The following is a 25,602-nucleotide window of genomic DNA, read 5'->3' as shown; positions in this document are numbered from 1 at the left end:
TACCATTCTAGTTAATGTAGTTATCAAAAGCTGTCGTAAATCATAAAGCGTACCGGTGTGAAGCGTAGGCTTTATACAAATTTCTTTATTTATTAAACGAGTCACGACCATGGAAAATACGCTGCTTCACGCCCACGCCATTCTTCCAACCTATCACCGCGACGCGCTGGTCGCCCGTATTGTGCATCTGGGTTTTGGCGCGTTTCACCGCGCGCACCAGGGCGTTTACGCCGATATTCTTGCCGCAGAGCACGGCAGTGACTGGGGCTATTGTGAAATTAACCTGATTGGCGGCGAGCAGCAGATCGCCGATATCCGCCGTCAGGATAATCTCTATACCGTGGCGGAGATGTCCGCCGACGCCTGGCGCGCACGCGTGGTGGGCGTGGTGAAACAGGCGCTGCATGCGCAGGTGGATGGCCTGGAGGCCGTCTTCGCCGCGCTGTGTGAGCCGCAGGTGGCGATTGTTTCGCTGACCATTACGGAAAAAGGCTACTGCCATTCCCCCGCGACGGGCGAGCTGATGCTGGATCATCCGCTTATCGCCGCCGATCTCGCACACCATGAAACACCGTCATCCGCCGTGGGGGTGATTGTGGAGGCGCTGGCGCGCCGCAAAGCCGCCGGGCTCGCGGGTTTCAGCGTGATGTCCTGCGACAATATGCCGGAAAACGGGCATGTGGCCCGCAACGTTGTAATGGCGTTCGCCCGCGCCGTGGACGCCAGTCTGGCGGCGTGGATTGAAGAGAACGTGACGTTCCCCTCCACGATGGTGGACCGGATTGTGCCAGCGGTGACGCCGGAAACGCTCGATAAAATCGCGCAGCTGACCGGCGTGCGTGACCCGGCGGGTGTGGCCTGCGAGCCGTTTCGCCAGTGGGTGATTGAGGATAATTTTGTCGCAGGCCGTCCGGCGTGGGAAAAGGCGGGCGCAGAGCTGGTACGCGATGTGGTGCCGTTTGAGGAGATGAAGCTGCGTATGCTTAACGGCAGCCACTCGTTTCTGGCGTATCTCGGTTATCTGGCGGGGTATCAGCACATCAACGACTGCATGGAAGATACGAATTATCGCCGCGCCGCGCAGGCGCTGATGCTTAAAGAACAGGCACCGACGCTCCGCGTGCAGGGGGTTGACCTGGCGCGCTACGCGGATCGGCTGATTGAGCGCTACAGCAATCCGGCGCTGCGTCACCGCACCTGGCAAATTGCAATGGACGGCAGCCAGAAACTGCCGCAGCGCTGGCTCGATTCACTGCGCTGGCATCAGGCGCATGACAGCGCAGCGCCGCTGCTGACGCTCGGCGTGGCGGGCTGGATGCGCTACGTGAGCGGCGTGGACGAGCAGGGGAAGGTGATTGAGGTGTGCGATCCGCTGTTAAACGTGATTCAGGAGGCCGTTCGCACCAGCGAAGAGGGCGAGGCGCGGGTAAAAGCGTTGCTTAGCATTCGTGAGATCTTTGGCGACGATCTTCCGGCGCGAACAGAGTTTGTTGCGCAGGTGACGCAGGCGTATCAGCTTCTTCTTGATAACGGTGCCAGAGCGACCGTGGCGCAGTATGTGAAAGCGGGGTGTTGACGGGTTATTAAAGGTGGGGGGTATTGGTGGGTGCGCTGCGCTTACCCACCCTACGAAAACCCATCGAGTTTGTTATTTGTAGGGCGGGTAAGCGGAGCGCACCCGCCATCAGTGAGCGTTAACGCCTCCCAGGGCGGGTAAGCGTAGCGCACCCGCCGTTCACCAGCCTTGCACCCGCCGTTCAACAACACCCGCCCGACAACTATTAATGCATACCCAAACGAATCAACTCGACCGGCTCGAATTTCCCTTCGCAACCTTCCACCTCGACGGTACGGCCACGGCGAATTTGTTCCGGCGTCATGCCGTCGCCGTGAATCGCTTTAATCACGCCGGTCTGCCCGGTGGTGCTGATCATGACACGGCTGCCGGTGGTAATCGCGTTACGGTTGCGATCGTAGGTCATCATGGTGATATCTCCTCTGAATAGTTGGGAATGATCCAGACGAGCCCCATTTTAAAAATCACGACCTGAAAAACGTTAATCTCGATCAAAAACAGGGCATTTGTGTGATGGATGTCACGGCCCGCAACTACTCGCCTGCGGGCCCGTTACGCACGATCTTCCCGCTTGCGGTATCAATATCGATATTTGCCACTTCCGGTGCGACTTCAGGGTCGGCCGCGCCGCGACATCCCGCGCGGGTGTGATCCTCACGCACCAGCAAACGGTAAATACCGGCGTCCTGTGCGTTCTCATAGAAAATACACTGGCCGTTGGGGTTGAGCTGCAAAGAGACGGTGCGGGTTACACGGGCCAGCGGGCTTTTGCTGATATCCTCACGCCAGGCGTCGCCCGCGCCGGTCGCGTGCAGCGCCGCCGATTCCAGCCAGCCTCTGACAATTCGCCCGTCATTGCCGTACCACGTCGCCTCACGAAAGCCCGGCAGCGTGCGGCCCACGCTCACCGTATCGCCCGCCACCAGAAACACCTGCTGGCTGCGGCACTGCGCGTCGGGGGCAGTGTAAAAGAAATGTCGTCCACTGCCGGTTACGTCGTAGCGGTTGGCGGTCTCCCGTGACTCCTGTACACCGTCCAGTTCGCGCAGGCGGGCGGCGCAGATGCCTTCTGGCCGGAGCGTGTCTTGCTGCATTTTGAGCGCCGCGGTTTCCATCCAGCCGGTCGCCACGCGCCCTTTGCTGTCGCGATAGCTCACCCAGGCGAACGGGCGCGTTTTATCATCCGCGCTCTGGCTGTCACCTTGAGAAAGACGAAACACCTGCACGGCGTCGCCCGGCACCAGAAACGCGTCAAGGCGGCATTCTGATGACGGCGCGGAATAAAAATGCGCGCGCGGCGTGGCGGTGACGGTACGTGCCGACCACGTAAAATCCGCGGCGGCCGTGGCGATAGCCTCGCTCTGAAGACAATCGGCCAGCAGCGGTGAAGAGAAAAGGGCGCAGCCTATAAGCAGTAATGCGCGCATCGCATGTCCATCCCTGTGTTGGTTCATCGCGCCGCGCGGTTACTCTTCGGTAAACCAGTCGCGGTTTTCCTGGCGGATCAGCAATACGGATTCGCTGATTTCCTGCAAATGCAGGCGCATGGCGTCGTCGGCGGCCCGCGGGTCGCGGCGCTCCAGCGCGTGAAAAATATCATTATGCTGGCGCAGCAGCATTTCCGGCGGGGAGACGTGATCGAGGCTCATATAGCGCACCCGGTCAATGGTCGCTTTAATGTTTTCCACGGTGTCCCAGGCGAGCTGGCAGTCGGCGACCTGCGTCAGGCGGTGGTGAAATTCGTCGTCGAGCTGAAAAAAATCGCTCAGCTGTTTGCGATCGATAGCCGTGCGCTGCTGGTTAAGGTTTTGCTCAAGCTGATAGAGATCCGCGTCAGTCACCATCCCCGCCGCCCGCTGCACCACGGCGCGCTCAATCGCCTGGCGCACAAAGCAGCCGTTACGCACCTGGCGCAGCGAAATTTTATTCACAAAACTGCCACGCTGCGGGCGGATCTGAATCAACCCGTTTTCGGCAAGCTTGATAAACGCTTCACGAACCGGCTGGCGCGACACATCAAAGCGCACCGAAACTTCCTTTTCAGAAAGCGGCGTGCCTGGCGGGATCAAACAGTGCACGATATCGCGGCGCAGGATACGGTAAATCTGTTGGCTCACCGGCTGGGTCGGGTTGAGCGGAGTTTCAGCGGCCATTCTTTTGTCTTAATTTGCGGGTAACTGCGGCAATTTAACATTAATTGCCCACCCCGCCCAGCGCGGACGGGGTACGGGCAGAGGAGCGTTACTGGCGGTGTACGCTTAGCCCGGCGAAGCTCTGGCTCACCGGCATCATCTCGACGGTGTTGATATTGACATGCGCCGGGAGCGTCGCCACCCACCAGACCGCTTCGGTCACATCGTCCGGCGTCAGCGCGGTGGTATTTTCGTAGGTTTTGCCCGCTTTATCGTCATCGCCTTTAAAACGCACGTTCGAGAATTCAGTGCCGCCCACCAGACCCGGCTCGATATCCGTCACGCGCACGGCGGTGCCGTGCAGATCGGTGCGCAGATTGAGGCTGAACTGGCGCACAAACGCTTTGGTCGCGCCGTAGACATTGCCGCCCGCGTAAGGCCAGCTGCCTGCCGTGGAGCCGATATTAATGACGTGACCGCGGTTACGCTCAACCATGCCGGGCAGCACCGCGCGGGTCATATAGACCAGGCCTTTATTGTTGGTGTCTATCATGTTTTCCCAGTCTTCGACGCTCGCTTTGTGCGCGGGCTCAAGCCCCAGCGCCAGCCCGGCGTTGTTGACCAGCACATCGATGTCGCGCCACTCCAGCGGCAGGCTGCTGATGGCCTCTTCGATCGCCGCGCGATTGCGCACGTCCAGTTGCAGTGTCAGCACGCTTTCGCCAAGCTCATCCTTCAGCGCGTCGAGGCGCGCCTGGCGGCGGCCTGTCGCGATGACTTTATGACCGTTCTTCACAAACCGGCGGGTAATGGCTTCGCCAAACCCGGCCGTCGCACCGGTAACCAGAATAATCATCTCGCTGTTCCTCAAGGCTTTTTCAGAGCAGTTACCTTAGCACGCCCGGCGCGCCCTGTGGAATATCACTTACTGATGGGTTGCGGCTCGAAACCATTGCCGTTTGCGGCGAGGCTGCATAAGCTGTGTTTTTACCATCACGCTTTTGCGGAGATCCTCATGCCGGTAACGCCCCCTTTTTCCTCAGCCAGTACGCTGCCTTACGAGGCGCCGCCGTTCGACGCGATAACCGATAACGACTACCGCCCGGCCTTTGACGAGGCGGTGCGCCAGAAGCGCGCCGAGGTGGAGGCGATCGCCGCCGACCCCGCCGCGCCGACGTTTGAAAACACGTATCTGGCGCTTGAGCGCAGCGGTGCGATGCTCGCGCGCGTCACCCGCGTCTTTTTCGCGATGACTTCAGCGCACACTAACGATTACCTGCAAACGCTGGATGAAGAATTCTCCACGGAGCTTGCGGCGCTGTCCGATGATATTCACTTTAATGAAACCCTATTTGCGCGGCTCAATACCGTTTATGAGCAGCGCGACGCGCTGGGGCTGGATGAGGAATCACGCCGTCTGGTGGAGGTCGTCTGGCAGCAGTTTATGCTCGCGGGCGCGACGCTTGGCGCGGAGCAAAAAGCACAGCTTAAAGCGCTAAACCGCGAGGCCGCGCAGCTTACCATCCAGTTTAACCAGCGTCTGCTGGCGGCGGATAAAGCGGGCGGGCTGCTGGTGTCGTCCCGCGAGGCGCTGGCAGGGCTTGGCGAAGCAGAGGTCGCCGCCGCCGCGCAGGCCGCGCGTGAAAAAGGGCAGGAAGGACGCTGGCTTATCGCGCTGCTGAACACCACGCAGCAGCCGGCGTTACAGTCACTGGAGCGTCGCGAGACGCGCGAGGCCCTTTTTAAAGCGGGCTGGCACCGCACCGAAAAAGGCGACGCCAACGACACGCGCGCGCTGGTATTGCGCCTGGCGCAGCTGCGCGCGCAGCAGGCGGCGCTGCTCGGCTTTAAAGATTTCGCCTCCTGGACCATTGCCGATCAGATGGCCAAAACGCCGGAAGCGGCGCTGCGCTTTATGCGCGATATCGTGCCGGCGGCGACGGCGCGCGCCAACCGGGAGCTTGCCGATATTCAGCAGGTGATTGACCGCGAGAACGGCGGCTTTCAGGCCGAAGCCTGGGACTGGGCGTTTTACGCCGAACAGGTGCGGCGCGAAAAATACGCGCTCGACGACGCGCAGATCAAACCGTATTTCGAGCTGGATAATGTGCTTATTCACGGCGTCTTTTACGCCGCCAGTACGCTGTTCGGGCTTCGTTTCCAGGAACGTACTGACATTCCGGTTTATCACCCGGATGTCCGCGTCTGGGAAATCTTCGATAAAGACGGCAGCGGGCTTGCGCTGTTTTACGGCGATTTCTTCGCGCGCGACAGCAAGAGCGGCGGTGCCTGGATGGGCAATTTCGTCGACCAGTCCACGCTCACCGGCCACAAGCCGGTTATCTACAACGTCTGTAACTACCTGAAGCCCGCCGCCGGGCAGCCTGCGCTGATCTCCTGGGATGACGTTATCACGCTGTTCCACGAATTTGGCCATACGCTGCATGGTCTTTTCGCCAGCCAGCGTTACGCGACGCTCTCCGGCACCAACACGCCGCGCGATTTCGTGGAGTTCCCGTCGCAAATCAACGAACACTGGGCGAGCCACCCGGACGTTTTCGCGAACTTTGCGCGCCATTACCAGACCGGCGAGCCGATGCCGGACGCGCTTCGCGAGAAACTCTTCCGCGCGGCGCGCTTTAACAAAGGCTACGACATGACCGAACTGCTGGCCGCGGCGCTGCTCGATCAGCACTGGCACAGCCTGACGCCGTCATCGTCGCCAGAGGATGTGGCTGCGTTTGAAGCAGCCGCGCTTTCACAGGAGCACATCGCGCTGCGTGCCGTCCCGCCGCGCTACCGAAGCAGCTATTTCGCCCACATCTTTGGCGGCGGCTACGCGGCGGGCTACTACGCCTATCTCTGGACACAAATGCTGGCGGACGACGGCTATCAGTGGTTTGTAGAGCAGGGCGGGTTAAACGCGCAAAACGGCGCACGCTTTCGCGACGCCATTCTTTCGCGCGGCAACAGTTGCGATCTCGAAGCGTTATGGCTCGCCTGGCGCGGCCATGCCCCGCGTATTGAGCCGATGCTGGAAAACCGTGGCTTAACGGAATAAACCCACGTTTAGGTGACGTTGAACCTGCGCATGGCATGATGCAGAAATAAGCGTGATGTTGAGCGCAGGACAAAAACAATCCATGCAAGCCTTACCGTCAGCTCACGCTGACGGTATTTTTTTGTTTTACGCTCAGTCATCCCATTTCTTGCTGCAATACGCGGCAAGAAACCCCGCCAGCAAGACAATTCCCGGCATACAGATAAACAGATCCGCGGCTCCCGGCATCACGACTCCCGCCTTTAGTCACACCCTTCTTTAACAAAGCCCTGAACGTGTGACGTAAAGACGACAGCGGGATAATAGTTTCGCGACACAGGCGCTTACTGCGCGTTTTCGCAGAGCGGCGCGTCGGGGAGGTTGGCGGCGTCCGGTAGCTCAGGCGGCATTGCGAAACCAGCGCCAGCGCTGAATAGCGGCATGCCGTCAAGCTGCCACTGCTGCCAGAGCGCAAGCTGGGCGGGCGTTAACGGCACATCGCTGTAAATCAGATAGTGATCGGCGGCGAACTGCGTGAGATCGGGCAGCGGCACGGGCTGCTGCAGCACATCAATGCGAAAGCCTTCACCGGAAAAGCGAATCGCTTCCAGCCAGACGCTCAGCGGATCGTGACTGTTCATCGCTATCACGACCAGCCCGGACGCCGGACGCTTACGCAGCGTCTGCATCAGAAAGGTGGCGTATTCGATAATCAGCGTGTCGAAGCGTGCGCGGCGCGTCAGTTGCGCGCTGGCGTGCCCGTGCCCCAGCCACAGACGGAGTGGCAGCACGACCTTATCCAGCAGCATCGCGGCGGGCAGTTCGCGGCCCATTTTAAGCAGGAACGCACGGCCCTTTTCGAGGCAGGGTTTCTCAAGCGTGGCGAGCAGTTGCTCCTGCCATACTTCCCACTGGCTGATCTGGGTCGTCTGTTCACCCTTCAGAATGCGGGCGACTTCATCCAGCGGCAGGCCGCGGTCGAGCCATTTCAGGATGGCGTGAATGCGCATCAGATGGCTGTAGTCAAAATAGCGTCTGCCGCTGTCGTCGCGCACGGGCTGCAGTAATCCTGACCGCTGCCACGCGCGTAAATTAGGCATGCTGACTCCGCACTGATCGGAGAGCATTTCGATCGTGAAATGAGACATGGCGATTCCTTAATGCCAGGCTGCAATACAAAACAGGAGAAGAATGGCCCTTTCATGGGAAACGAAAAGGAAGAAGAGAACAGGGTTTACGCTAACACACTTCGCCCACCCTGCTAATCATTAATGGTGCATTATTCATATTCATTCTGAATATGAATATGCATTAGGTAAGCTGATAATGCCGGTTCGGCAATAATTTAGCCGGTTTTTGCGGCTCGTCGTTCATTTCACGTAAGTCTATTTCAATATTATTGCAAAGCGCGTCCAGCGGCAGATCGTTATCTTCGGTGCCGAAAGGGTCTTCCAGCTCTTCGGCCAGCGTATCGAGCGCAATAAACGTGTACGAAATAAACACGGACACAAAGGGCGTCATAAAATGCAGGTCAGTCACCAGCGCGAACGGCAGCATAATACAGAAGCAATAAACCGTGCGGTGCAGCATCAGCGAATAGGCGAACGGCGGCGGCGTATTGGCGATGCGCTCGCAGCCCGCCAGTACTGCCGCAAGCTGATTAATATGCTGATCGAGCGTCTGAAAGAGAATATCGGACAGCCCGTTGCGCCGTGCTGCGAGCCACTCACCCATAATAAGTAAAATCGTATTGCAGGGAGAATTGCTGTTCATTACGCGCGCCATTTCACTGCGGGTGAGATAGCGGTCAAGCACATTGTCGAGCTTTCTGCGGCGCAGCGTCAGGCGCAGGCAGTGGCAGAACGCTACCTCCAGATTCACCAGATGATGCAACTCCTGTGCGTTATCCGGCAGCAGCGTGCGGGCGGTGCGGAGCAGTGAACGGCAGTGGATAACCAGTTGCCCCCAAATCAGGCGCGCTTCATTAAAACGGGCAAAACAGGTGCTATTTCGAAATCCAAGAAAAATCGCAATCGCCACCCCCAGAATACTAAAAGGGGCGGTGGTCAGTTTTATTCCGAGCGCCTCATACCACGGTAAAAAGAAAATAACCGTCACGGAGAGCAGGAAATTAAGGAGTAGACGCGTGGATATTTTGGCTAATACGGAACCATGCCAGACAAAGAGTCGGGCAAACCAGTGCTGAGGGGGACGAACAATCATGATACTCACAAGGGGTTAACAAAAGCGCTACTTATTAAACGAGATAGCGCTTTTGTCTGCAACCAGAAAAACGCAGTGTCTTACCCTAAAGGAATAAATTTCGCCTTTGAACGCGCCAGCCAGTCGCGGGACTTTCTCAGCGAACCGCCTTTGCGGAACAGCAGAAACACGTCTTGTCCCATAATCAGCACCATAAAACGGTCTTTTAACTTCATGGAGGGGCAGCAGTACCATTTCTGTTTCATTAATCACTCCTCGGCGGAAATTAAATCAACGAACGACACTTCGCAGATAAATAATAGACCTGACTGCGACCCGAAAATAATTAACGCTTTCTTTTAAGAATTTTCTTATTAAGCGAGAGCGCAAGACGATAAAACCCTTTGGTATTCAGCAGATAAACACACCCTGTAAAATATATTCGTACAAGCGCAGCGTTAAAATAGTTGATTGCGGCTAATGTGACTTGCGAAACGGAGAAGCGTGCCTATAGTTACTGCTGCGTTCGCATGGTGAGAACGCGGTTTAAATTATCTCTGCTTATCCGAGGAGAATATTATGGCTCAACATCGTGGTGGTTCAGGTAATTTTGCTGAGGATCGTGAACGCGCTTCTGAAGCAGGTCGTAAAGGCGGCCAGAATAGCGGCGGAAATTTTAAAAATGACCGCGAGCGTGCCGCAGAAGCTGGCCGTAAAGGCGGTAAAAGCAGCAGCCGTTCGTCTTCCTGACGGGCTGGCGGGCCGCATGCGCCCGGCATAACGTCCCTCCGGTATGGGTTAATGCTCATACCGGAGGTCGTTTAGCGCATGACGTAAATACCTTTTATTTGTTTAATGACCTTATGAAATTACAACGCGCAGTAAAAATAACGTTGCTTCCGCTTCTTTCCCTCGCTTTTTTAGCGCAGGCGGAAAACGCCACACCGCCGGGTGCTGATAAAAGCACGACGACCAGGTTACTGGAAACCGGTGCGGCCGTATTACAAAGTAACGCCCCGTTAAAAGGATTTGATATTTATCTGGTGGGCTTTCATCCGATGAAAGAGATCCCTGAAAAACAGATGGAAGCGCACCACTATTGCCATCAGGTCAATCAGGATTTTGCCCAGTGCGTCTTATTTGACGGTAATACCAAAGAGGCCAGGATGAATGGCCTGGAATATATCATTTCCGAAAAACTGTTTAATCAACTGCCGGCGCAGGAAAAACAGTACTGGCATCCGCACAATGGCGAAATCCTCAGCGGGCAGCTTATCGCGCCGGGTATCCCGGAGCCAGCTGAGCACCGCCTGATGCAGGATAAAATGAACAGCTACGGGAAAACCTGGCATGTCTGGCATACCGGCGGGCCGGGTGATAAAGGCGATGCGTTGCCGCTTGGGCCGCCGATGCTTGCCTGGTCATTTAACCGTGACGGCGAGGCGAAGCCTGAGCTTGTCAGCGAGCGCGACAAAAAGCTTGGCGTCAACACTGACGAAATCCGCCGCTCGCGCGCCGATCTTGAAAAATTCGCGAAGCCGCAAAGCGGCGTCGATGCCCTGAAAGGGCAGTTTAAAGGCGATATCAAAGATATTCCTGGCGTAGTGGACAGCAGCGCCTCGTCTGAGAAAAAATAACCCCTGTTTGTGCCTTTCGTTTTCCCCACTTCGGTGGGGATTCTTTTATCTGCTACATGAATATTTTTCAACACCCATGAAATTTCCTCGTTTGCCTGATGCACAGGGTAATGTCATTCTCTGGACATATAGACATCCAGACGGCCAAATATTCAATTATTGAACTATCACCTGACGTGACCATCGCGGCAGGCTACGAGGAGAACACTATGCAGCGTCAACACGCCCCGTTTCGCGCCGATATCGTCGGCAGCTTTTTACGTCCGGATGCCATTAAGCAGGCCCGCCAGCAGTTTGCGGCAGGGGAGATAGACGCCGCGCACCTGCGTAAAATCGAAGACGACGCGATTCGTCACGCCGTTGAACAGCAGTGCGCCTGCGGCCTGCATGTGGTAACCGACGGCGAATTTCGCCGCGCCTGGTGGCATCTCGATTTCTTCGGCGCGCTGCAGGGCGTGGAGCTGGTGGAAGTGAATCAGGGCATCCAGTTCAACGGTATCCAGACCAAAGCGCAGAGCGTGCGCGTCACCGGTAAAGTGGCGTTTGGCGATCACCCGATGCTGGAAGATTTCCGCTTCCTGAAAAGCGTCAGCGGCAATGCCGAGCCGAAAATGACCATTCCAAGCCCGAGCGTGCTGCATTTTCGCGGCGGCGCGGCGGCCATCGACCGCAACGTCTACCCGGATCTGAAGGACTACTTCGACGATCTCGCCACCACCTGGCGTGACGCCATCCGCGCCTTTTACGACGCGGGCTGCCGTTACCTGCAACTGGATGACACCGTCTGGGCGTACCTGTGCTCGGACGATCAGCGCCGTCAAATCCGCGAGCGCGGCGACGACCCGGACGAGCTGGCGCGCATTTATGCCCGCGTGCTGAACCAGGCGCTGGAAGGCAAACCGGAGGATTTAACCATCGGGCTGCACGTCTGTCGCGGGAATTTCCGCTCAAGCTGGATTGCCGAAGGCGGCTATGAGCCGGTGGCCGAAGTGCTGTTTGGCACAGTGAATGTCGATGCGTTTTTCCTGGAATATGACAACGACCGTTCCGGCGATTTCGCGCCGCTGCGCTTTATCCGTCCGGGTAAACAGCAGGTGGTGCTGGGGCTGATTACCACCAAGAACGGCGAGCTGGAGAACCCGGAGCTGATTAAAGCGCGTCTGGAAGAAGCGGCGAAATATGTGGATATCAATCAGATCTGTTTAAGCCCGCAGTGCGGTTTCGCCTCGACCGAAGAGGGCAACAGCATTACGCCTGCCGAGCAGTGGGAAAAAGTGCGCCTGGTGACGAGTGTCGCCGGCGAAGTGTGGTAAGGCGGGTTTTAAACGGCGGGTGCGCGATGCTTACCCGCCCTACAGAAATATGACGCTGATGTTGATGGTTTTGCTCCGGCTAAAAAAAATCGGCCTCGCTGTTTCGCCGCAGGCCGGGGCGCACCGGAGGGACCCGGTGCGAGGGCATGACAATACAGGGAGGTATTGTCTTGCCCGACCCGCAGCCGGAGGGAATAAGGCGAGGCTTCCCCGCAGGGGCGATTTTCTGCCGGGAGCCGGGATTGCAAAGGGGGCGGCGGCGAGCCCCCTTTGCACGTTCGCGTGAGGAAAGCGTCTATATAAAGATGACATTGTGGCGAACGGAACGAATTCACTGACCTGATATGTTAATAAATGGCTGGCGGGTGCGCTTTGCTTACCCGCCCTACAAAACGCCACCCTTATCGCATGGCGGGTGCGCTTTGCTTACCCGCCCTACAAAACGCCACCCTCATCGCATGGCGGGTGCGCTTTGCTTACCCGCCCTACAAAACGCCACCCTCATCGCATGGCGGGTGCGCTTCGCTTACCCGCCCTACAAAACGCCACCCTCATCGTAGGGTGGGTAAGCGCAGCGCACCCACCATTTATATTGCGAACACCCTGACACAAAATCTTCTTAACCATCGCAAAAATATATTCCCGCCACGTTAACCATAATCTTTATTTATTTTATCGGCGCATTGCACATTAATGTCGCACAGCTGCACCATAACGAAACCACGTATTATAAGAAGGAGGAGATTTTAAAGATTAAACAGAAAGTATTTTGAGATTTAATTATTAAGATGTTGAAATATAGGTAATTTTAAAAACTGGCATTCCCTTTGCTAAATAACTCCCATCTTGTATACCAGATGGGATGCCAGTTATGTCACAGAGTTCACCGCTGTTTACGCCTCTGACGCTTGCTGAGTGGCGCAGGGAATATCAGGACGATCCGACGCGCATTACGGAAATTTATTCCGCGGCTTTTACCGATGAAGAAAATAACGATCCGGCGTGGATAACCCGCGCCAGCCCGTCACATCTTGAAGCCCAAATCGCGCCGTTACTGGCGGCCATCAACGAGGGCAAAAGCCTTGCGGATTTTCCACTCTTCGGCGTGCCGTTCGCGGTAAAAGACAATATTGACGTTGCCGGGTTACCCACAACGGCCGCCTGTCCGGCGTTTGCGTATACCCCGCAGGAAGACGCCGCCGTTGTGGCGAAACTCAAAGCCGCCGGAGCCATCGTGCTTGGCAAAACCAATCTGGATCAGTTCGCGACAGGGCTGGTCGGCACCCGCTCGCCCTACGGCGCGGTGCCGAACACCTTTAACCCGGCGTATGTCAGCGGCGGCTCCAGCGCCGGTTCGGCGTCCACGGTGGCGCGCGGGCTGGTCGCTTTCGCGCTCGGCACCGACACCGCAGGCTCCGGGCGCGTCCCGGCCGGGTTCAACAACATTGTCGGCCTCAAACCCACCAAAGGCTGGCTGTCGAACCGTGGCGTGGTGCCCGCGTGCCGCCTGAACGACTGCGTGTCGGTCTTCGCGTTAAGCGCCGCCGATGCTTTCCAGGTGGCGAGCCTCGCGGGCGGCTATGACGCCGCTGACGCATACTCGCGCGCCAACCCGCGCACCGCGCCCGCACGACTTCCCGCACAACCCCGTTTTGCGGTGCCTGACGCGCCCGAATTTTATGGCGACCGCCACAGCGAGGCGGCGTACCGCCAGAGCCTGACGCGCCTCGAAGCGCTCGGCGCGACGCTGGTGCCTGTCGATTTCACGCCGTTTCGCACGCTTGCGGAGCAGCTCTATCAGGGCGCCTGGGTCGCCGAGCGCACCGTCGCGGTGGGCGAGATGCTCAATGCGCCAGCGGACGTCATGGACCCGACCGTGCGCGATATTGTGGAGGGCGGCCTGAAATACACGGCCTGCGACGCCTGGCAGGCGGAATATATCCGCGCCGCGCTCGCGCGCCAGATTGCACAGGTGCTGGAGACCGTAGACGCGCTGGTCGTGCCCACATCGCCCACCATTCATACGCTCGATGAAATGAAAGCAGAGCCGGTGCGCTACAACTCGCACTTCGGCTACTACACCAATTTCACTAACCTGGCGGATCTCTGCGCGCTGGCGCTGCCCGGCGATTTCCGTGACGACGGCCTGCCGGCTGGCATTACGCTTATCGCGCCCGCCTGGCATGACGCGGCGCTGGCACATTTCGGCGCGCTCTGGCAGCAGGCGGTGCCGCTGCCGCTCGGCGCAACGAATAAAGCGCTGCCCGCGGCCGAACCGTTCGCGCCATCGCCGCACCACGTGCGCCTCGCGGTCGTCGGCGCGCACCTGCGCGGCATGCCGCTCAACCACCAGCTCACCACCCGCGACGCGGTGTTTATCGAAGAGACCACCACGGCGGCGGACTATCGCCTTTATGCGCTCGCCAACACCACGCCGCCGAAGCCAGGGCTTGCGCGTGCAGACAGCGGGCAGCCCATCGCGGTGGAGCTGTGGGATATCCCGCTCGCGCGCTTTGGGGAGTTTGTCGCGGAGATCCCGCCGCCGCTCGGTATCGGCACGCTGACGCTCGCCGATGGCCGCGCGGTAAAAGGCTTTATCTGCGAACCGCAGGCGCTCGGGAGCGCCACCGACATCACGGAATGGGGCGGCTGGAAAGCCTGGCTTGCCCGCCACCAGAGCGCCTGAGGAGAAAATCATGTTCAGTAAAGTGCTTATCGCCAACCGCGGCGAGATCGCCTGTCGCGCCATTCGTACCCTGAAGAAAATGGGCATCGCGAGCGTCGCGGTCTATTCAGCGCCGGATCGTAACGCGCAGCATGTGCGCGATGCCGATATCGCCATCGCGCTCGACGGCGACGCGGCGCGCGACACCTATCTTAACGTCGATAAAATTCTCGCAGCGGCGAAAGCGAGCGGGGCGCAGGCGATTTTCCCCGGCTACGGTTTTCTTTCCGAGCGTGCCGAGTTCGCGGCGGCGTGCGAAGCCGAGGGCCTGGTATTCATCGGCCCGACGCCGCGGCAGATTGGCGATTTTGGCCTGAAACACCGCGCCCGCGCGCTGGCGGCACAGGCGGGCGTGCCGATGACGCCGGGCAGCGGGCTGCTGCGCTCGCTGGAGGAGGCAACCCAGGCGGCAGAAGATATTGGCTACCCGGTGATGCTGAAAACCACCGCGGGCGGCGGCGGCATCGGGCTCACGCGCTGCGACGACGCGCCTTCGCTGGCGCAGGCCTGGGAGAGCGTCAGACGCCAGGGCCTCCAGTTTTTCAGCGATGACGGCGTGTTTATTGAGAAATTCATCAGCCGCGCGCGTCATCTGGAAGTGCAGATCCTGGGCGATGGCAAGGGTTACGTGGCGGCGCTCGGCGAGCGCGACTGTTCGCTCCAGCGCCGTAATCAGAAAGTGGTGGAAGAGACGCCCGCGCCGGGTCTGCCGCAGGCGACCCGCGAGGCGCTGCACGCCGCCGCGGTGGCGCTTGGCGAATCGGTCAATTATCGCAGCGCAGGAACCGTGGAGTTTATCTACGACGCCGGGAGCGATCGCTTCTGGTTTCTGGAGGTCAACACCCGCCTTCAGGTGGAGCACCCGGTAACCGAGGCCGTGACGGGGCTGGATCTTATCGAGTGCATGATTAATGTGGCCGCGGGCGAGCCGCTGGACAGGGCGCGGCTCGCAAAAGCGCCGCAGGGCGCGTCGATAGAGGTGCGTCTCTATGCCGAAGATCCGCTGAAAAACTTTCAGCCGTCGCCGGGGCAGCTTACCGACGTGCATTTCCCTGACGGCGTGCGCGTCGATGGCTGGGTCAGCACCGGTGCGGAGGTCAGCGCCTTTTACGATCCGATGATCGCCAAAATCATCGTTCACGGCGATGACCGCCCGCAGGCACTGTCGAAGCTGCGTCAGGCGCTTGACGCCACGCGCCTGCACGGCATCGCCACTAATCTCGATTATCTGCGCCAGATTATCCGTCTGGAGGCGTTTGAAAACGCCACCATGTGGACGCGTCTGCTGGATGAAGTGAGCTACCACGCGCACGCCATCGAAGTGCTGGAGCCAGGCACCTGGAGCAGCGTACAGGATTATCCGGGCCGTCTGGGCTACTGGGATATCGGCGTGCCGCCGTCCGGGCCGATGGACGATTACGCCTTCCGGCTGGCGAACCGCATCGTCGGTAACGCGCCGGAGGCCGCCGGGCTTGAATTCACGCTTCAGGGGCCGACGCTGCGCTTTCACAGCGACGCTATCTTCGCGCTCACCGGCGCGGACTGCGACGCAAAGCTCGATGGCGAGCCGGTCGCCTGCTGGCAGCCGGTTACCGTCCGCGCCGGACAGACGCTGACGCTGGGCCGCGCCCGCACAGGCTGTCGCGGTTATCTGGCGGTGCGTAACGGCATCGACGTGCCGCAGTATCTCGGCAGCCGTTCCACGTTCGCGCTCGGGCAGTTCGGCGGCCATGCCGGACGCACGCTGCGCCCCGGCGACGTGCTGGCGATATCGCGCCCGGCGCTCGCCGCCTGCACCACGCCTGCGCCCATCTCGCCGCCCCGGACGCCGGAGCCGGGAGTTATCCCGCGTTATGGCGAGGTCTGGAATATCGGCGTGCTCTACGGGCCGCACGGCGCGCCCGATTTCTTTACGCCCGCGTCAATGGACGCTTTCTTCGCCGCCGAATGGCAGGTGCATTACAACTCCAACCGTCTCGGCGTGCGGCTGGTCGGCCCGAAGCCGGAGTGGAGCCGCGCCGACGGCGGTGAGGCGGGCCTGCATCCGTCAAACGTCCATGACTGCGAATACGCTATCGGGGCGATTAACTTTACCGGCGACTTCCCGGTGATCCTCACCCGCGACGGGCCGAGCCTCGGCGGTTTTGTCTGCCCGGTCACCATTGCCCGCGCGGAGCTGTGGAAAGTCGGTCAGGTGAAGCCTGGCGATCGCATTCGTTTTCACCCGGTAAGCATCGAACATGCGCAGTCGCTGGAGCTGGCGCAGGAAGTGGCGTGCAACCATCTGCGCGCGGTGACGGCCCGCCCGGATGAGACGCCGACGCTGCTGCCCGGCACAACCGGAAGTGCGGCGATCCTCGCCGAAGTGCCTGCGCAGAACGGGCTGCCCGCCGTGGTCTGGCGGCAGGCGGGCGACAGCTACATTCTCATCGAATATGGCGACAACGTGCTGGATCTGGCGCTGCGACTGCGTGTGCATCTGCTGATGAAGGCGATTCGTTCAAGCGGCGTCGAGGGCGTGGAGGAGCTTTCACCCGGCGTGCGGTCGTTGCAGGTGCGTTACGACAGCCAGCGCCTGGGGCAGCGCGCCTTGCTGACGCTGCTGATGAGCCTTGAAAAACAGCTTGGCGATGTGGAGTCGCTGAAGATCCCCTCGCGAATCGTCTGGCTGCCGATGGCGTTTGAAGACAGCGCGACGCTTGGCGCGGTCGAGCGTTACCAGCAGACCGTGCGCGCCCAGGCACCGTGGCTGCCGAATAACGTCGATTTTATCTGCCGCGCGAACGGGCTGTCGCACCGCGACGACGTGAAAAAGGTAGTGTTCGACGCGAGCTATCTGATCCTCGGGCTGGGGGATGTCTATCTCGGTGCGCCGTGCGCGGTGCCGGTCGATCCGCGCCATCGCCTGCTCAGTTCGAAATATAACCCGGCGCGCACGTGGACCGCCGAGGGCACCGTCGGCATCGGCGGGATGTATATGTGCATCTACGGCATGGATTCGCCCGGCGGCTACCAGCTGGTGGGGCGCACGTTGCCCATCTGGAACAAATTCCTCAAAAACCCGCAGTTCGGCGAGGAGCCGTGGCTGCTCAAATTCTTCGATCAGGTGCGCTTCTACCCGGTGAGCGAAGCCGAACTGAATGATTTCCGCGACGCTTTCCGCGAGGGCCGCGCGTCTGTCCGTATTGAAGAGAGCGAGTTTGATTTTGCGGCGTATCGCGCCTTTTTAGCGGCCAACGAGCAGGATATTGCCGCGTTCCGCGAGCGTCAGCAGGCCGCGTTCAGTGCCGAGGTAGCGCACTGGCACACGCAGGAGCCGGAGGATGACCCCCATGAGGCGCAGGCAGAAGATGAGGCCGAAAGCGAAGGGCAGCTGGTGAGCGCCGATCTCAACGGCAACATCTGGAAGATTCTGGTCGAGCCGGGCCAGCGGGTGAAGCAGGGCGAGCCGCTTATCGTGGTGGAGGCCATGAAGATGGAGCTGATGGTGCATGCGCCGGTGGATGGCGTGGTGGCGCGTATTCGTTGTCAGCAGGGACGGCCTGTGGCACCGGGCGATGCCCTTTTGTGGCTGGGCTGATCTGGCTTGCCGGGCGGCGGGTGCGCGTTGCTTACCCGCCCTACAACGCAAGCCGCCCCGTAGGGCGGGTAAGCAACGCGCACCCGCCATATCAAACCAGACGCAAAAAGGAGGCGCTATGCCGCTTACCGCCCGACACCGCGAGGCGCACCCGGAGGCGCAGGGCGATCGCATCTACCGGCTGATGAAACAGGCGATCTTCGATTTCCGCCTGCTGCCGGGCGATCGCTTCAGCGAAAACGACGTCGCGGCGCGCATGGGCGCGAGCCGCACGCCGGTACGCCAGGCGCTGCACCGGCTTGAACAGGAAGGCTATCTCGACGTCCAGCCGCGCAGCGGCTGGCAGGTGCGGCCGATCGATTTCGATCATCTGGAGGCGCTCTATGATCTGCGCATCGTGCTGGAAACCGAAGCCGTTGCGCGCCTCTGCGCCTTACCGGCGCACGTCACGCCGCTGCCGCTGCGTGAGCTGCGCGAATTCTGGATTGACGCGCCGCCGCTCGCGGACGGCAGCGATGTCGCGCCGCATGATGAGGCATTCCACCTGACGCTCGTTGCCACCGCGGGCAACCCGGAAATGGCGCGCGTGCATCGTGAGGTCACGGAAAAAATCCGCATTGTGCGCCGCATGGATTTCACCCAGGCGTCGCGCGTTAGCGCGACCTACGCCGAGCACGGCCAGATCCTGCTCGCCATTTTTGAACGCAACCTGAAGGAGGCCCGGACCCGACTGCACGACCATATCGCCCAAAGCCAGAAAGAGGTTCGCAAGATTACGCTGCACGCCCTGCAACAGGCGCGGCGTGGCGCGTCAGATTAACCGTACACACAGCATCCATTATCAGGAGTGACCTTATGCATCGTCGTACTTTGTTAAAAGCCTTCGCCCTTTCCGCCTCGGTCATCAGCATGGGGTTCGCCTTCAGCGCCCAGGCCGCCGACACCATTAAAGTGGGCATTATGCACTCGCTCTCCGGCACGATGGCGATATCGGAAACGCCGCTCAAAGATGTGGCGTTAATGACTATCGATGAGATCAACGCCAAAGGCGGCGTTCTCGGCAAAAAACTGGAGCCGGTGGTGGTCGACCCGGCCTCCAACTGGCCGCTGTTCGCCGAGAAAGCCCGCCAGTTGCTGAGCCAAGATAAGGTCGCCGCCGTCTTTGGCTGCTGGACGTCGGTCTCGCGCAAATCGGTACTGCCGGTCTTTGAAGAACTCAACGGGCTGCTGTTCTACCCGGTGCAGTACGAAGGCGAAGAGATGTCGCCGAACGTCTTCTATACGGGCGCCGCGCCTAACCAGCAGGCGATCCCGGCGGTGGAATACCTGATGAGCGAAGATGGCGGCGGCGCGAAGCGCTTCTTCCTGCTCGGCACCGATTACGTCTATCCGCGTACCACCAATAAAATTCTGCGCGCGTTCCTGCACGCCAAAGGCGTTCAGGATAAAGACATTGAAGAGGTCTACACGCCGTTTGGCTACAGCGACTACCAGACGATTGTCGCCAACATCAAGAAATTCTCCGCGGGCGGTAAAACGGCCGTCGTTTCCACCATTAACGGCGATTCCAACGTGCCGTTCTATAAAGAGCTGGCGAACCAGGGGCTGAAGGCGACCGACGTGCCGGTGGTGGCGTTCTCGGTGGGCGAAGAAGAACTGCGCGGGATTGACGCCAAACCGCTGGTGGGCAACCTGGCCGCGTGGAACTACTTCGAGTCGGTGGATAACCCGGAAAACAAAAAATTTGTCGCTGATTACCGCGCTTACGCCAAAGCGCACAAGCTGCCGAACGCCGATACCGTCGTGACCAACGATCCGATGGAAGCGACCTATGTCGGCATTCATATGTGGGCGCAGGCGGTAGAGAAGGCGGGCACGACGGATGTCGACAAGGTGCGCGCGGCGATGGCGGGGCAATCGTTCAAGGCACCGTCCGGCTTTACGCTGACGATGGATAACACCAATCACCATCTGCATAAACCGGTGATGATTGGCGAAATCGAGGGCAACGGCCAGTTCAACGTGGTGTGGCAGACCGAAGCCCCGGTGCGCGCGCAGCCGTGGAGCCCGTATATCGCCGGGAACGACAAAAAAGCCGATACGCCGGTGAAAACCGCCAGCAATTAAGGGGCGGTCACGGGACAGGCAATTGTGCCGGTTAATGTGGCGGGTGCGCTTCGCTTACCCGCCCTACACGGAATAAACGTGTTTTGTAGGGCGGGTAAGCGAAGCGCACCCGCCGTAAAAACTCTGTAACCGCGCACCCGCCATAACCGACTGCAAGCCACAACGGTTGCAAAGGAGATAACCATGACATTATTCCGCTGGCTGATGGTCGCCGTCTTGCTGGTGCCGTGGCTCGCCCGCGCCGGTGACGCCGATGATTTTGCGGCCGCCAACCGAAGCACCCAGGCGACGCTGCTGCAAACCTGGGCGACCGCCCCTGACGTTGCGCGTCTGCCGCTGCTGGTCGCGCTCGGCGATGAGAATCTGGTCGTTGATACGCAGAAGCATCCGTTCGCGCAGCGCCCGGAAGGGTTGACCGCGCTCGGTAGCGCCGCCACACCGGTGGGCGCGGTAAAACCCCTTCGGCTCACCAACCGCCTGCGCAATCTCGCCGCCGCGGCGCTGGCCACGCATCGTCTGGTGAGTGACAACGTCACGCAGCGCCTGGATGCCGCCCGCGCGTTACAGCGCGACGGCGACCCGCAAATGGTCCCCTTACTGACGCAGCGTCTGGCCGTTGAAAAAGACGACACCGTGCGCGACGCGCTCGCCACCGCGCTCGCGAGCCTGCAACTGGCAAGCCCGGATGCGACGGTGCGCCTGAATGCCGTCACGCGGCTTGGCGAATCCGGCGATCCGCAAACCCGCGCGCGGCTCCAGCCCTTTACCGACGCGGCCAGCGAGCCTGACGCTCGCGTGCGCGAGGCCGCAGCCGCAAGCGTTCGTGCAATTGACCATCGCCTGATGGTCGGCGATCTGCTCGGCCAGGCGTTTATGGGGCTGTCGCTCGGCTCGATTCTGCTGCTGGCCGCGCTCGGCCTTGCCATCACCTACGGGCTGCTTGGCGTTATCAATATGGCCCACGGCGAAATGCTGATGCTCGGCGCATACGCCACCTGGTGCGTGCAGAACGCGCTGGCGGAATTTGCACCGCAGTGGCTGACGTTCTATCCGCTGCTGGCGCTGCCGGTGGCGTTTCTGGTAACGGCCTGCGCGGGAATGGCGCTTGAGCGCACCATTATTCGCCACCTGTATGGCCGCCCGCTGGAGACGCTGCTCGCCACCTGGGGCATCAGCCTGATGCTCATCCAGCTGGTGCGCATGGCGTTTGGCGCACAAAACGTCGAGGTGGCGAACCCGGCCTGGCTCTCCGCGGGCATTCAGGTGCTGCCGAACCTGATCCTGCCGTGGAACCGGCTGGTGGTGATGGGCTTTGTGCTGCTGGTGCTGTTTTTCACCTGGCTTGTGCTCAATAAAACACGGCTTGGCATGAACGTGCGGGCGGTCACGCAGAACCGCGCGATGGCCGCCTGCTGCGGCGTGCCCACCGGGCGCGTCGATATGCTGGCCTTCGGGCTTGGCTCCGGTATCGCGGGGCTTGGCGGCGTAGCGCTCTCACAGCTTGGCAACGTCGGGCCAGAGCTCGGTCAGGGCTACATTATCGATTCCTTTTTAGTGGTGGTGCTGGGCGGCGTTGGCCAACTGGCGGGTAGCGTGGCGGCGGCGTTTGGTCTGGGGATTTTCAATAAAATCCTTGAGCCGCAGGTCGGCGCGGTGCTTGGCAAAATCGCCATCCTGGTGATGGTTATCCTGTTTATTCAGAAACGCCCGCAGGGGCTGTTTGCACTCAAAGGGAGGGCCGTGGAATGACGCAGCCGGTGACTTTAACGCTGGTCCGAAAAGCGCCGCGCCTGAGCGTTATCGCAGGCGGGCTGGCGCTGGCGGCGCTCTTCGCGCTGCCGTTTCTGACGCTGTTACCCGCAAGCCACCCGCTCGCGGTCTCCACCTGGACGCTGACATTAATGGGCAAAATCCTCTGCTACGCGGTTGTCGCGGTGGCGCTGGATCTGGTCTGGGGCTACGCCGGGCTTTTATCGCTCGGCCACGGAATTTTCTTCGCGCTCGGCGGCTACGCGATGGGTATGTACCTGATGCGCCAGGCGGCGGGCGACGGGCTGCCCGCGTTTATGTCGTTTCTCTCCTGGAGCGAGCTGCCGTGGTACTGGTGGGGCACGTCGAATTTTCTCTGGGCGCTGCTGCTGGTGGTGCTGGTGCCGGGGCTGCTGGCGCTGGTTTTCGGCTTTTTTGCGTTCCGCTCGAAAATCAAAGGCGTCTATTTTTCCATCATTACCCAGGCGCTGACCTTTGCCGGAATGTTGCTCTTTTTTCGCAATGAAACCGGCTTTGGTGGCAACAACGGCTTTACCGGCTTTACCACGCTGCTCGGGTTTTCGCTCACCGCGACCGGCACGCGCATCGCGCTCTTTATCGCCACGCTCGCCTTACTGCTGGCCTGTCTCGCCGTCGGGCTGTGGCTGGCGCGCAGCAAATTTGGCCGGGTGCTGACGGCGGTGCGCGACGCGGAAAGCCGCCTGATGTACTGCGGCTACGATCCGCGCGGCTTCAAGCTGCTGGTCTGGACGATTTCCGCGGTAATGTGCGGCCTTGCAGGCGCGCTCTATGTGCCGCAGGTCGGCATCATTAACCCCGGTGAAATGTCGCCGACCAACTCCATTGAAGCGGCCATCTGGGTGGCCCTCGGCGGGCGCGGCACGCTGGTGGGGCCGGTGTTCGGCGCGCTGCTGGTCAACGGGGCCAAAAGCCTCTTTACCGTGGTGATGCCGGAGTACTGGCAGCTCTTTTTAGGGCTGATATTTATTCTGGTCACCCTGTTTCTGCCGCGCGGTGTGGCGGGGCTTTTGCGCAGAGGAGAGAAATAATGCACGCCACGGATACGCTCTATACCCGGCAGTATGAGACCGACCGCTTTCGCGCCGAGACCGATCCGGTGCTGCAACTGGAGAAAATCAATGTCAGTTTTGACGGCTTCCAGGCGCTCACCGATCTGACGCTCTCGACCGGCGTCGGCGAACTGCGCTGCATTATCGGCCCCAACGGCGCGGGCAAAACCACGCTGATGGATGTCATTACCGGCAAAACCCGGCCCCAGAGCGGGCGTGCGATTTACGATCAGCAAACCGACCTGACGCGCCTTGAACCGGTGGAAATCGCCCGGCGCGGTATCGGGCGCAAATTCCAGAAGCCGACGGTGTTTGAGGCGCTGACGGTGTTTGAGAATCTGGAGCTCGCGCAAAAGGGCGATAAATCGGTGCGCGGCACGCTGCGCGCGCGGCTGAATGCCGAGCAGACCGACCGTATCGACGCGATGCTGACAACGCTGCGCTTAGGGGCAGAGCGCCAGCGCCAGGCTGGCGCGCTGTCACACGGGCAGAAGCAGTTTCTGGAAATCGGCATGCTGCTGATGCAGGAGCCGCACCTGCTGCTGCTCGACGAGCCTGCGGCGGGCATGACCGACGCGGAAACCGACTACGCCGCCGAGCTGTTTCGCGCGCTGGCGGGCAAACACTCTCTGATGGTGGTGGAGCACGATATGGGCTTTGTGGAGACCATTGCCGACAAAGTGACGGTGCTGCATCAGGGCCAGGTGCTGGCGGAAGGCTCGCTTGCCGAGGTTCAGGCCAACGAGCAGGTGATCGACGTCTATCTCGGGCGTTAAGGAGCAACGATGTTAAACGTGGACGAACTGCATCAATACTATGGCGGCAGCCATATCCTGCGCGGCGTGTCGCTTGAGGCGCGCACGGGCGAAGTGACCTGTCTGCTCGGGCGCAACGGTGTGGGCAAAAGCACGCTGCTAAAATGTCTGATGGGGCTGATTCCGGCGAAAACCGGCTCGGTCACCTGGCAGGGCGACGTTATCACCCGTTATAAACCGCACCAGCGCGTGGCGGCAGGCATCGCGTATGTGCCGCAGGGGCGAGAGATTTTCCCGCGGCTCACGGTGGAGGAAAACCTGCTGATGGGGCTGTCACGCTTTCGCGGTGCAGAGGCCAGAAGCGTGCCAGAGGAGATTTATACGCTCTTTCCGGTGCTGAAATCGATGCGCCAGCGGCGCGGCGGCGATCTCTCCGGCGGGCAACAGCAGCAGCTCGCTATCGGCCGGGCGCTCGCCAGCCGCCCGCAGTTACTGATCCTCGACGAGCCCACCGAAGGCATTCAGCCGTCGGTCATCAAAGAGATTGGCGACGTTATCCGGGCGCTGGCCGCCCGCGGCGATATGGCCATTCTGCTGGTGGAGCAGTTTTACGATTTCGCCGCCGGGCTTGCGGATAACTATCTGGTGATGTCCCGCGGCGCTATCGTGCAACGCGGCCCCGGCGCTGCGATGAAAGCCGACGGCGTGCGAGGGCTGGTAGCGATTTGATAGCGGTAAAAAGGCTGGCAGGAGGCTGGCCACTGTTTTTCTGAGCATAGCTTCTGAGATAAATATTTTCTGATAAAAAGGAGAGGATACTTAATCAAAAGGGTGACTGGCGTAAAGTGCTGCAAATTGTCGCAGTAAACGGAATGGCCATGAAAAAAACTCAACATATTATCAATGGGCGAGCCTATAATTTCCAGACAGAGAATGGCGGCACACATCTTGTCTACTATTCACATACCCGGCCAGTTACAGAAAACTACGTCCAAACGGTTTATATCCCTTCCTGTAAAATCATTACGCGAACTAATGGTGATATTTTGTTTGCGCTTGGTTTAAAAGAAGGTGAAATGTTTGAGATAATTACAGCGAAAGAATTATACGATCGCTATGCATGGCAATGGTTTGAACCACTGGCGGATAATTATCATCCGATGATATATTTTAATCATGAGCAAGAAGTTCAGAATGCCTATAAGCATTTCAGCTGGCAGGATATCGTCGATTTCGCTGAAACAGACCGGCCTTCATTATCATTCGCTTCGGGAATGCCGGGAGACTGGAAAGCCAGTGCGCAAGGTGCCGATGGATATCTTTTGGTACTCATTAATGGCTTACCTTATTGGGCTGACGCTGTCGGACAGATCCCTTATGCCGTCGATACCTATCGGGCTACGCATTCTGTGGAGCAAACGCTGGAGATAGCAAGGCGTTGGGCGGACGGAACGTTTACCAGTCGTTATGATGACTCCAATACTTATGATAATTTCTTTGTTCTACGCGGTGCGCTTTATGCCAGTAAGCGATTCACTTATAACGTCGTGACCAACAATCAATATTATCCTCGTGTCATGGTGTACGAAAGTACTTTTCCAGTTAAAAGTGAGATGCTCGCGGAACCTATCACCGAAGCGGATTTAAAGCGCTATGGCAGAAAAGGTTAAAAGAG

Annotated in this window: 23 protein-coding genes; 14 read left to right on the top strand and 9 right to left on the bottom strand. The window is 59.6% G+C overall.

Annotated elements, in window-relative coordinates; all coding sequences use genetic code 11:
• Positions 1-109 precede the first annotated feature (109 nt).
• On the top strand, positions 110-1,576 hold the full coding sequence (locus G9X48_RS05550) for a fructuronate reductase (protein ID WP_097640631.1): 1,467 nt from the start codon (positions 110-112) through the stop codon (positions 1,574-1,576).
• Positions 1,577-1,781: 205 nt separating this feature from the next.
• Here G9X48_RS05550 and ydfZ read toward each other — a convergent pair whose 3' ends face one another.
• The 4 genes from ydfZ to ydfG form a co-directional block, all read right to left on the bottom strand.
• Complete coding sequence (ydfZ, locus tag G9X48_RS05545) at positions 1,782-1,985, bottom strand: putative selenium delivery protein YdfZ (RefSeq protein ID WP_007867949.1); 204 nt, start codon at positions 1,983-1,985, stop codon at positions 1,782-1,784.
• Positions 1,986-2,109: 124 nt separating this feature from the next.
• Positions 2,110-3,003, bottom strand: a complete 894-nt coding sequence (locus tag G9X48_RS05540) for a hypothetical protein (RefSeq protein WP_097640630.1) — start codon at positions 3,001-3,003, stop codon at positions 2,110-2,112.
• A gap of 39 nt (positions 3,004-3,042) precedes the next feature.
• Positions 3,043-3,729, bottom strand: coding sequence for a GntR family transcriptional regulator (locus G9X48_RS05535; RefSeq protein ID WP_097640629.1), 687 nt, complete (start codon positions 3,727-3,729; stop codon positions 3,043-3,045).
• An 88-nt stretch (positions 3,730-3,817) separates the two neighbouring features.
• Positions 3,818-4,564 carry a bifunctional NADP-dependent 3-hydroxy acid dehydrogenase/3-hydroxypropionate dehydrogenase YdfG gene (gene ydfG / locus G9X48_RS05530; protein ID WP_004387781.1) on the bottom strand — a complete coding sequence of 249 codons (747 nt, stop codon included), beginning with the start codon at positions 4,562-4,564 and terminating at the stop codon, positions 3,818-3,820.
• 159 nt (positions 4,565-4,723) lie between these two features.
• Between ydfG and dcp the strand changes: the two genes are divergently transcribed.
• The gene (dcp, locus tag G9X48_RS05525) at positions 4,724-6,769 is read left to right on the top strand and encodes a peptidyl-dipeptidase Dcp (RefSeq protein WP_097640628.1); all 2,046 of its coding nucleotides are present in this window, start codon (positions 4,724-4,726) and stop codon (positions 6,767-6,769) included.
• A gap of 8 nt (positions 6,770-6,777) precedes the next feature.
• Here the strand turns inward: dcp and G9X48_RS21590 are convergent, their stop codons facing one another.
• The 5 genes from G9X48_RS21590 to G9X48_RS05505 form a co-directional block, all read right to left on the bottom strand.
• On the bottom strand, positions 6,778-6,909 hold the full coding sequence (locus tag G9X48_RS21590; protein WP_256130317.1) for a hypothetical protein: 132 nt from the start codon (positions 6,907-6,909) through the stop codon (positions 6,778-6,780).
• Positions 6,902-6,997 (bottom strand): protein MgtS, encoded by a 96-nt coding sequence (mgtS, locus tag G9X48_RS05520; RefSeq protein WP_004387782.1) that lies wholly within the window; start codon positions 6,995-6,997, stop codon positions 6,902-6,904. The genes G9X48_RS21590 and mgtS overlap by 8 nt, the downstream gene beginning before the upstream one ends.
• Before the next feature lie 95 nt (positions 6,998-7,092).
• Positions 7,093-7,896, bottom strand: coding sequence for a MerR family transcriptional regulator (locus tag G9X48_RS05515; RefSeq protein WP_097640627.1), 804 nt, complete (start codon positions 7,894-7,896; stop codon positions 7,093-7,095).
• 163 nt (positions 7,897-8,059) lie between these two features.
• Entirely contained in the window at positions 8,060-8,971 is a 912-nt protein-coding gene (locus tag G9X48_RS05510) for a bestrophin family ion channel (RefSeq protein WP_076726976.1), read from the bottom strand.
• An 80-nt stretch (positions 8,972-9,051) separates the two neighbouring features.
• Complete coding sequence (locus G9X48_RS05505; protein ID WP_165770541.1) at positions 9,052-9,216, bottom strand: hypothetical protein; 165 nt, start codon at positions 9,214-9,216, stop codon at positions 9,052-9,054.
• A gap of 313 nt (positions 9,217-9,529) precedes the next feature.
• Between G9X48_RS05505 and G9X48_RS05500 the strand changes: the two genes are divergently transcribed.
• From G9X48_RS05500 to G9X48_RS05445, 12 genes are all read left to right on the top strand, one after another.
• Positions 9,530-9,700 (top strand): general stress protein, encoded by a 171-nt coding sequence (locus G9X48_RS05500; protein ID WP_004386224.1) that lies wholly within the window; start codon positions 9,530-9,532, stop codon positions 9,698-9,700.
• A 113-nt stretch (positions 9,701-9,813) separates the two neighbouring features.
• Positions 9,814-10,587 (top strand): OBAP family protein, encoded by a 774-nt coding sequence (locus G9X48_RS05495; RefSeq protein WP_004386225.1) that lies wholly within the window; start codon positions 9,814-9,816, stop codon positions 10,585-10,587.
• A gap of 209 nt (positions 10,588-10,796) precedes the next feature.
• Positions 10,797-11,900 (top strand): cobalamin-independent methionine synthase II family protein, encoded by a 1,104-nt coding sequence (locus G9X48_RS05490; RefSeq protein ID WP_097565622.1) that lies wholly within the window; start codon positions 10,797-10,799, stop codon positions 11,898-11,900.
• 871 nt (positions 11,901-12,771) lie between these two features.
• Positions 12,772-14,586 (top strand): allophanate hydrolase, encoded by a 1,815-nt coding sequence (gene atzF, locus G9X48_RS05485; RefSeq protein ID WP_097641997.1) that lies wholly within the window; start codon positions 12,772-12,774, stop codon positions 14,584-14,586.
• A 10-nt stretch (positions 14,587-14,596) separates the two neighbouring features.
• Positions 14,597-18,205 carry an urea carboxylase gene (gene uca / locus G9X48_RS05480; protein WP_097641998.1) on the top strand — a complete coding sequence of 1,203 codons (3,609 nt, stop codon included), beginning with the start codon at positions 14,597-14,599 and terminating at the stop codon, positions 18,203-18,205.
• Positions 18,206-18,323: 118 nt separating this feature from the next.
• Positions 18,324-19,025: a GntR family transcriptional regulator gene (locus tag G9X48_RS05475; RefSeq protein ID WP_038880411.1), complete on the top strand. Its 702-nt coding sequence runs from the start codon at positions 18,324-18,326 to the stop codon at positions 19,023-19,025.
• A 35-nt stretch (positions 19,026-19,060) separates the two neighbouring features.
• On the top strand, positions 19,061-20,332 hold the full coding sequence (urtA, locus tag G9X48_RS05470; protein WP_014728842.1) for an urea ABC transporter substrate-binding protein: 1,272 nt from the start codon (positions 19,061-19,063) through the stop codon (positions 20,330-20,332).
• Positions 20,333-20,515: 183 nt separating this feature from the next.
• Positions 20,516-22,081: an urea ABC transporter permease subunit UrtB gene (gene urtB / locus G9X48_RS05465; protein WP_097642000.1), complete on the top strand. Its 1,566-nt coding sequence runs from the start codon at positions 20,516-20,518 to the stop codon at positions 22,079-22,081.
• Positions 22,078-23,151: an urea ABC transporter permease subunit UrtC gene (gene urtC / locus G9X48_RS05460; RefSeq protein ID WP_054625327.1), complete on the top strand. Its 1,074-nt coding sequence runs from the start codon at positions 22,078-22,080 to the stop codon at positions 23,149-23,151. Before urtB ends, urtC begins: the two co-directional genes overlap by 4 nt.
• Positions 23,151-23,948, top strand: a complete 798-nt coding sequence (gene urtD, locus G9X48_RS05455; RefSeq protein WP_063265598.1) for an urea ABC transporter ATP-binding protein UrtD — start codon at positions 23,151-23,153, stop codon at positions 23,946-23,948. The genes urtC and urtD overlap by 1 nt, the downstream gene beginning before the upstream one ends.
• A gap of 9 nt (positions 23,949-23,957) precedes the next feature.
• On the top strand, positions 23,958-24,656 hold the full coding sequence (urtE, locus tag G9X48_RS05450) for an urea ABC transporter ATP-binding subunit UrtE (protein ID WP_097642001.1): 699 nt from the start codon (positions 23,958-23,960) through the stop codon (positions 24,654-24,656).
• 149 nt (positions 24,657-24,805) lie between these two features.
• On the top strand, positions 24,806-25,597 hold the full coding sequence (locus G9X48_RS05445) for a hypothetical protein (RefSeq protein WP_097642002.1): 792 nt from the start codon (positions 24,806-24,808) through the stop codon (positions 25,595-25,597).
• Positions 25,598-25,602: the final 5 nt, after the last annotated feature.

The organism is Cronobacter sp. HA18006 (assembly GCF_011605445.1).
Lineage (GTDB): Bacteria > Pseudomonadota > Gammaproteobacteria > Enterobacterales > Enterobacteriaceae > Cronobacter > Cronobacter sakazakii.
This window is presented reverse-complemented; position numbering and strand designations above follow the sequence as displayed.

Bases quoted from the DNA above. Each gene is read 5' to 3' on its own strand.
- G9X48_RS05550 (WP_097640631.1), top strand. From the start codon at position 110: ATGGAAAATACGCTGCTTCACGCCCACGCCATTCTTCCAACCTATCAC.
- ydfZ (WP_007867949.1), bottom strand. From the start codon at position 1,985: ATGATGACCTACGATCGCAACCGTAACGCGATTACCACCGGCAGCCGT.
- G9X48_RS05540 (WP_097640630.1), bottom strand. From the start codon at position 3,003: ATGCGCGCATTACTGCTTATAGGCTGCGCCCTTTTCTCTTCACCGCTG.
- G9X48_RS05535 (WP_097640629.1), bottom strand. From the start codon at position 3,729: ATGGCCGCTGAAACTCCGCTCAACCCGACCCAGCCGGTGAGCCAACAG.
- ydfG (WP_004387781.1), bottom strand. From the start codon at position 4,564: ATGATTATTCTGGTTACCGGTGCGACGGCCGGGTTTGGCGAAGCCATT.
- dcp (WP_097640628.1), top strand. From the start codon at position 4,724: ATGCCGGTAACGCCCCCTTTTTCCTCAGCCAGTACGCTGCCTTACGAG.
- G9X48_RS21590 (WP_256130317.1), bottom strand. From the start codon at position 6,909: ATGACTGAGCGTAAAACAAAAAAATACCGTCAGCGTGAGCTGACGGTA.
- mgtS (WP_004387782.1), bottom strand. From the start codon at position 6,997: ATGCCGGGAGCCGCGGATCTGTTTATCTGTATGCCGGGAATTGTCTTG.
- G9X48_RS05515 (WP_097640627.1), bottom strand. From the start codon at position 7,896: ATGTCTCATTTCACGATCGAAATGCTCTCCGATCAGTGCGGAGTCAGC.
- G9X48_RS05510 (WP_076726976.1), bottom strand. From the start codon at position 8,971: ATGATTGTTCGTCCCCCTCAGCACTGGTTTGCCCGACTCTTTGTCTGG.
- G9X48_RS05505 (WP_165770541.1), bottom strand. From the start codon at position 9,216: ATGAAACAGAAATGGTACTGCTGCCCCTCCATGAAGTTAAAAGACCGT.
- G9X48_RS05500 (WP_004386224.1), top strand. From the start codon at position 9,530: ATGGCTCAACATCGTGGTGGTTCAGGTAATTTTGCTGAGGATCGTGAA.
- G9X48_RS05495 (WP_004386225.1), top strand. From the start codon at position 9,814: ATGAAATTACAACGCGCAGTAAAAATAACGTTGCTTCCGCTTCTTTCC.
- G9X48_RS05490 (WP_097565622.1), top strand. From the start codon at position 10,797: ATGCAGCGTCAACACGCCCCGTTTCGCGCCGATATCGTCGGCAGCTTT.
- atzF (WP_097641997.1), top strand. From the start codon at position 12,772: ATGTCACAGAGTTCACCGCTGTTTACGCCTCTGACGCTTGCTGAGTGG.
- uca (WP_097641998.1), top strand. From the start codon at position 14,597: ATGTTCAGTAAAGTGCTTATCGCCAACCGCGGCGAGATCGCCTGTCGC.
- G9X48_RS05475 (WP_038880411.1), top strand. From the start codon at position 18,324: ATGCCGCTTACCGCCCGACACCGCGAGGCGCACCCGGAGGCGCAGGGC.
- urtA (WP_014728842.1), top strand. From the start codon at position 19,061: ATGCATCGTCGTACTTTGTTAAAAGCCTTCGCCCTTTCCGCCTCGGTC.
- urtB (WP_097642000.1), top strand. From the start codon at position 20,516: ATGACATTATTCCGCTGGCTGATGGTCGCCGTCTTGCTGGTGCCGTGG.
- urtC (WP_054625327.1), top strand. From the start codon at position 22,078: ATGACGCAGCCGGTGACTTTAACGCTGGTCCGAAAAGCGCCGCGCCTG.
- urtD (WP_063265598.1), top strand. From the start codon at position 23,151: ATGCACGCCACGGATACGCTCTATACCCGGCAGTATGAGACCGACCGC.
- urtE (WP_097642001.1), top strand. From the start codon at position 23,958: ATGTTAAACGTGGACGAACTGCATCAATACTATGGCGGCAGCCATATC.
- G9X48_RS05445 (WP_097642002.1), top strand. From the start codon at position 24,806: ATGAAAAAAACTCAACATATTATCAATGGGCGAGCCTATAATTTCCAG.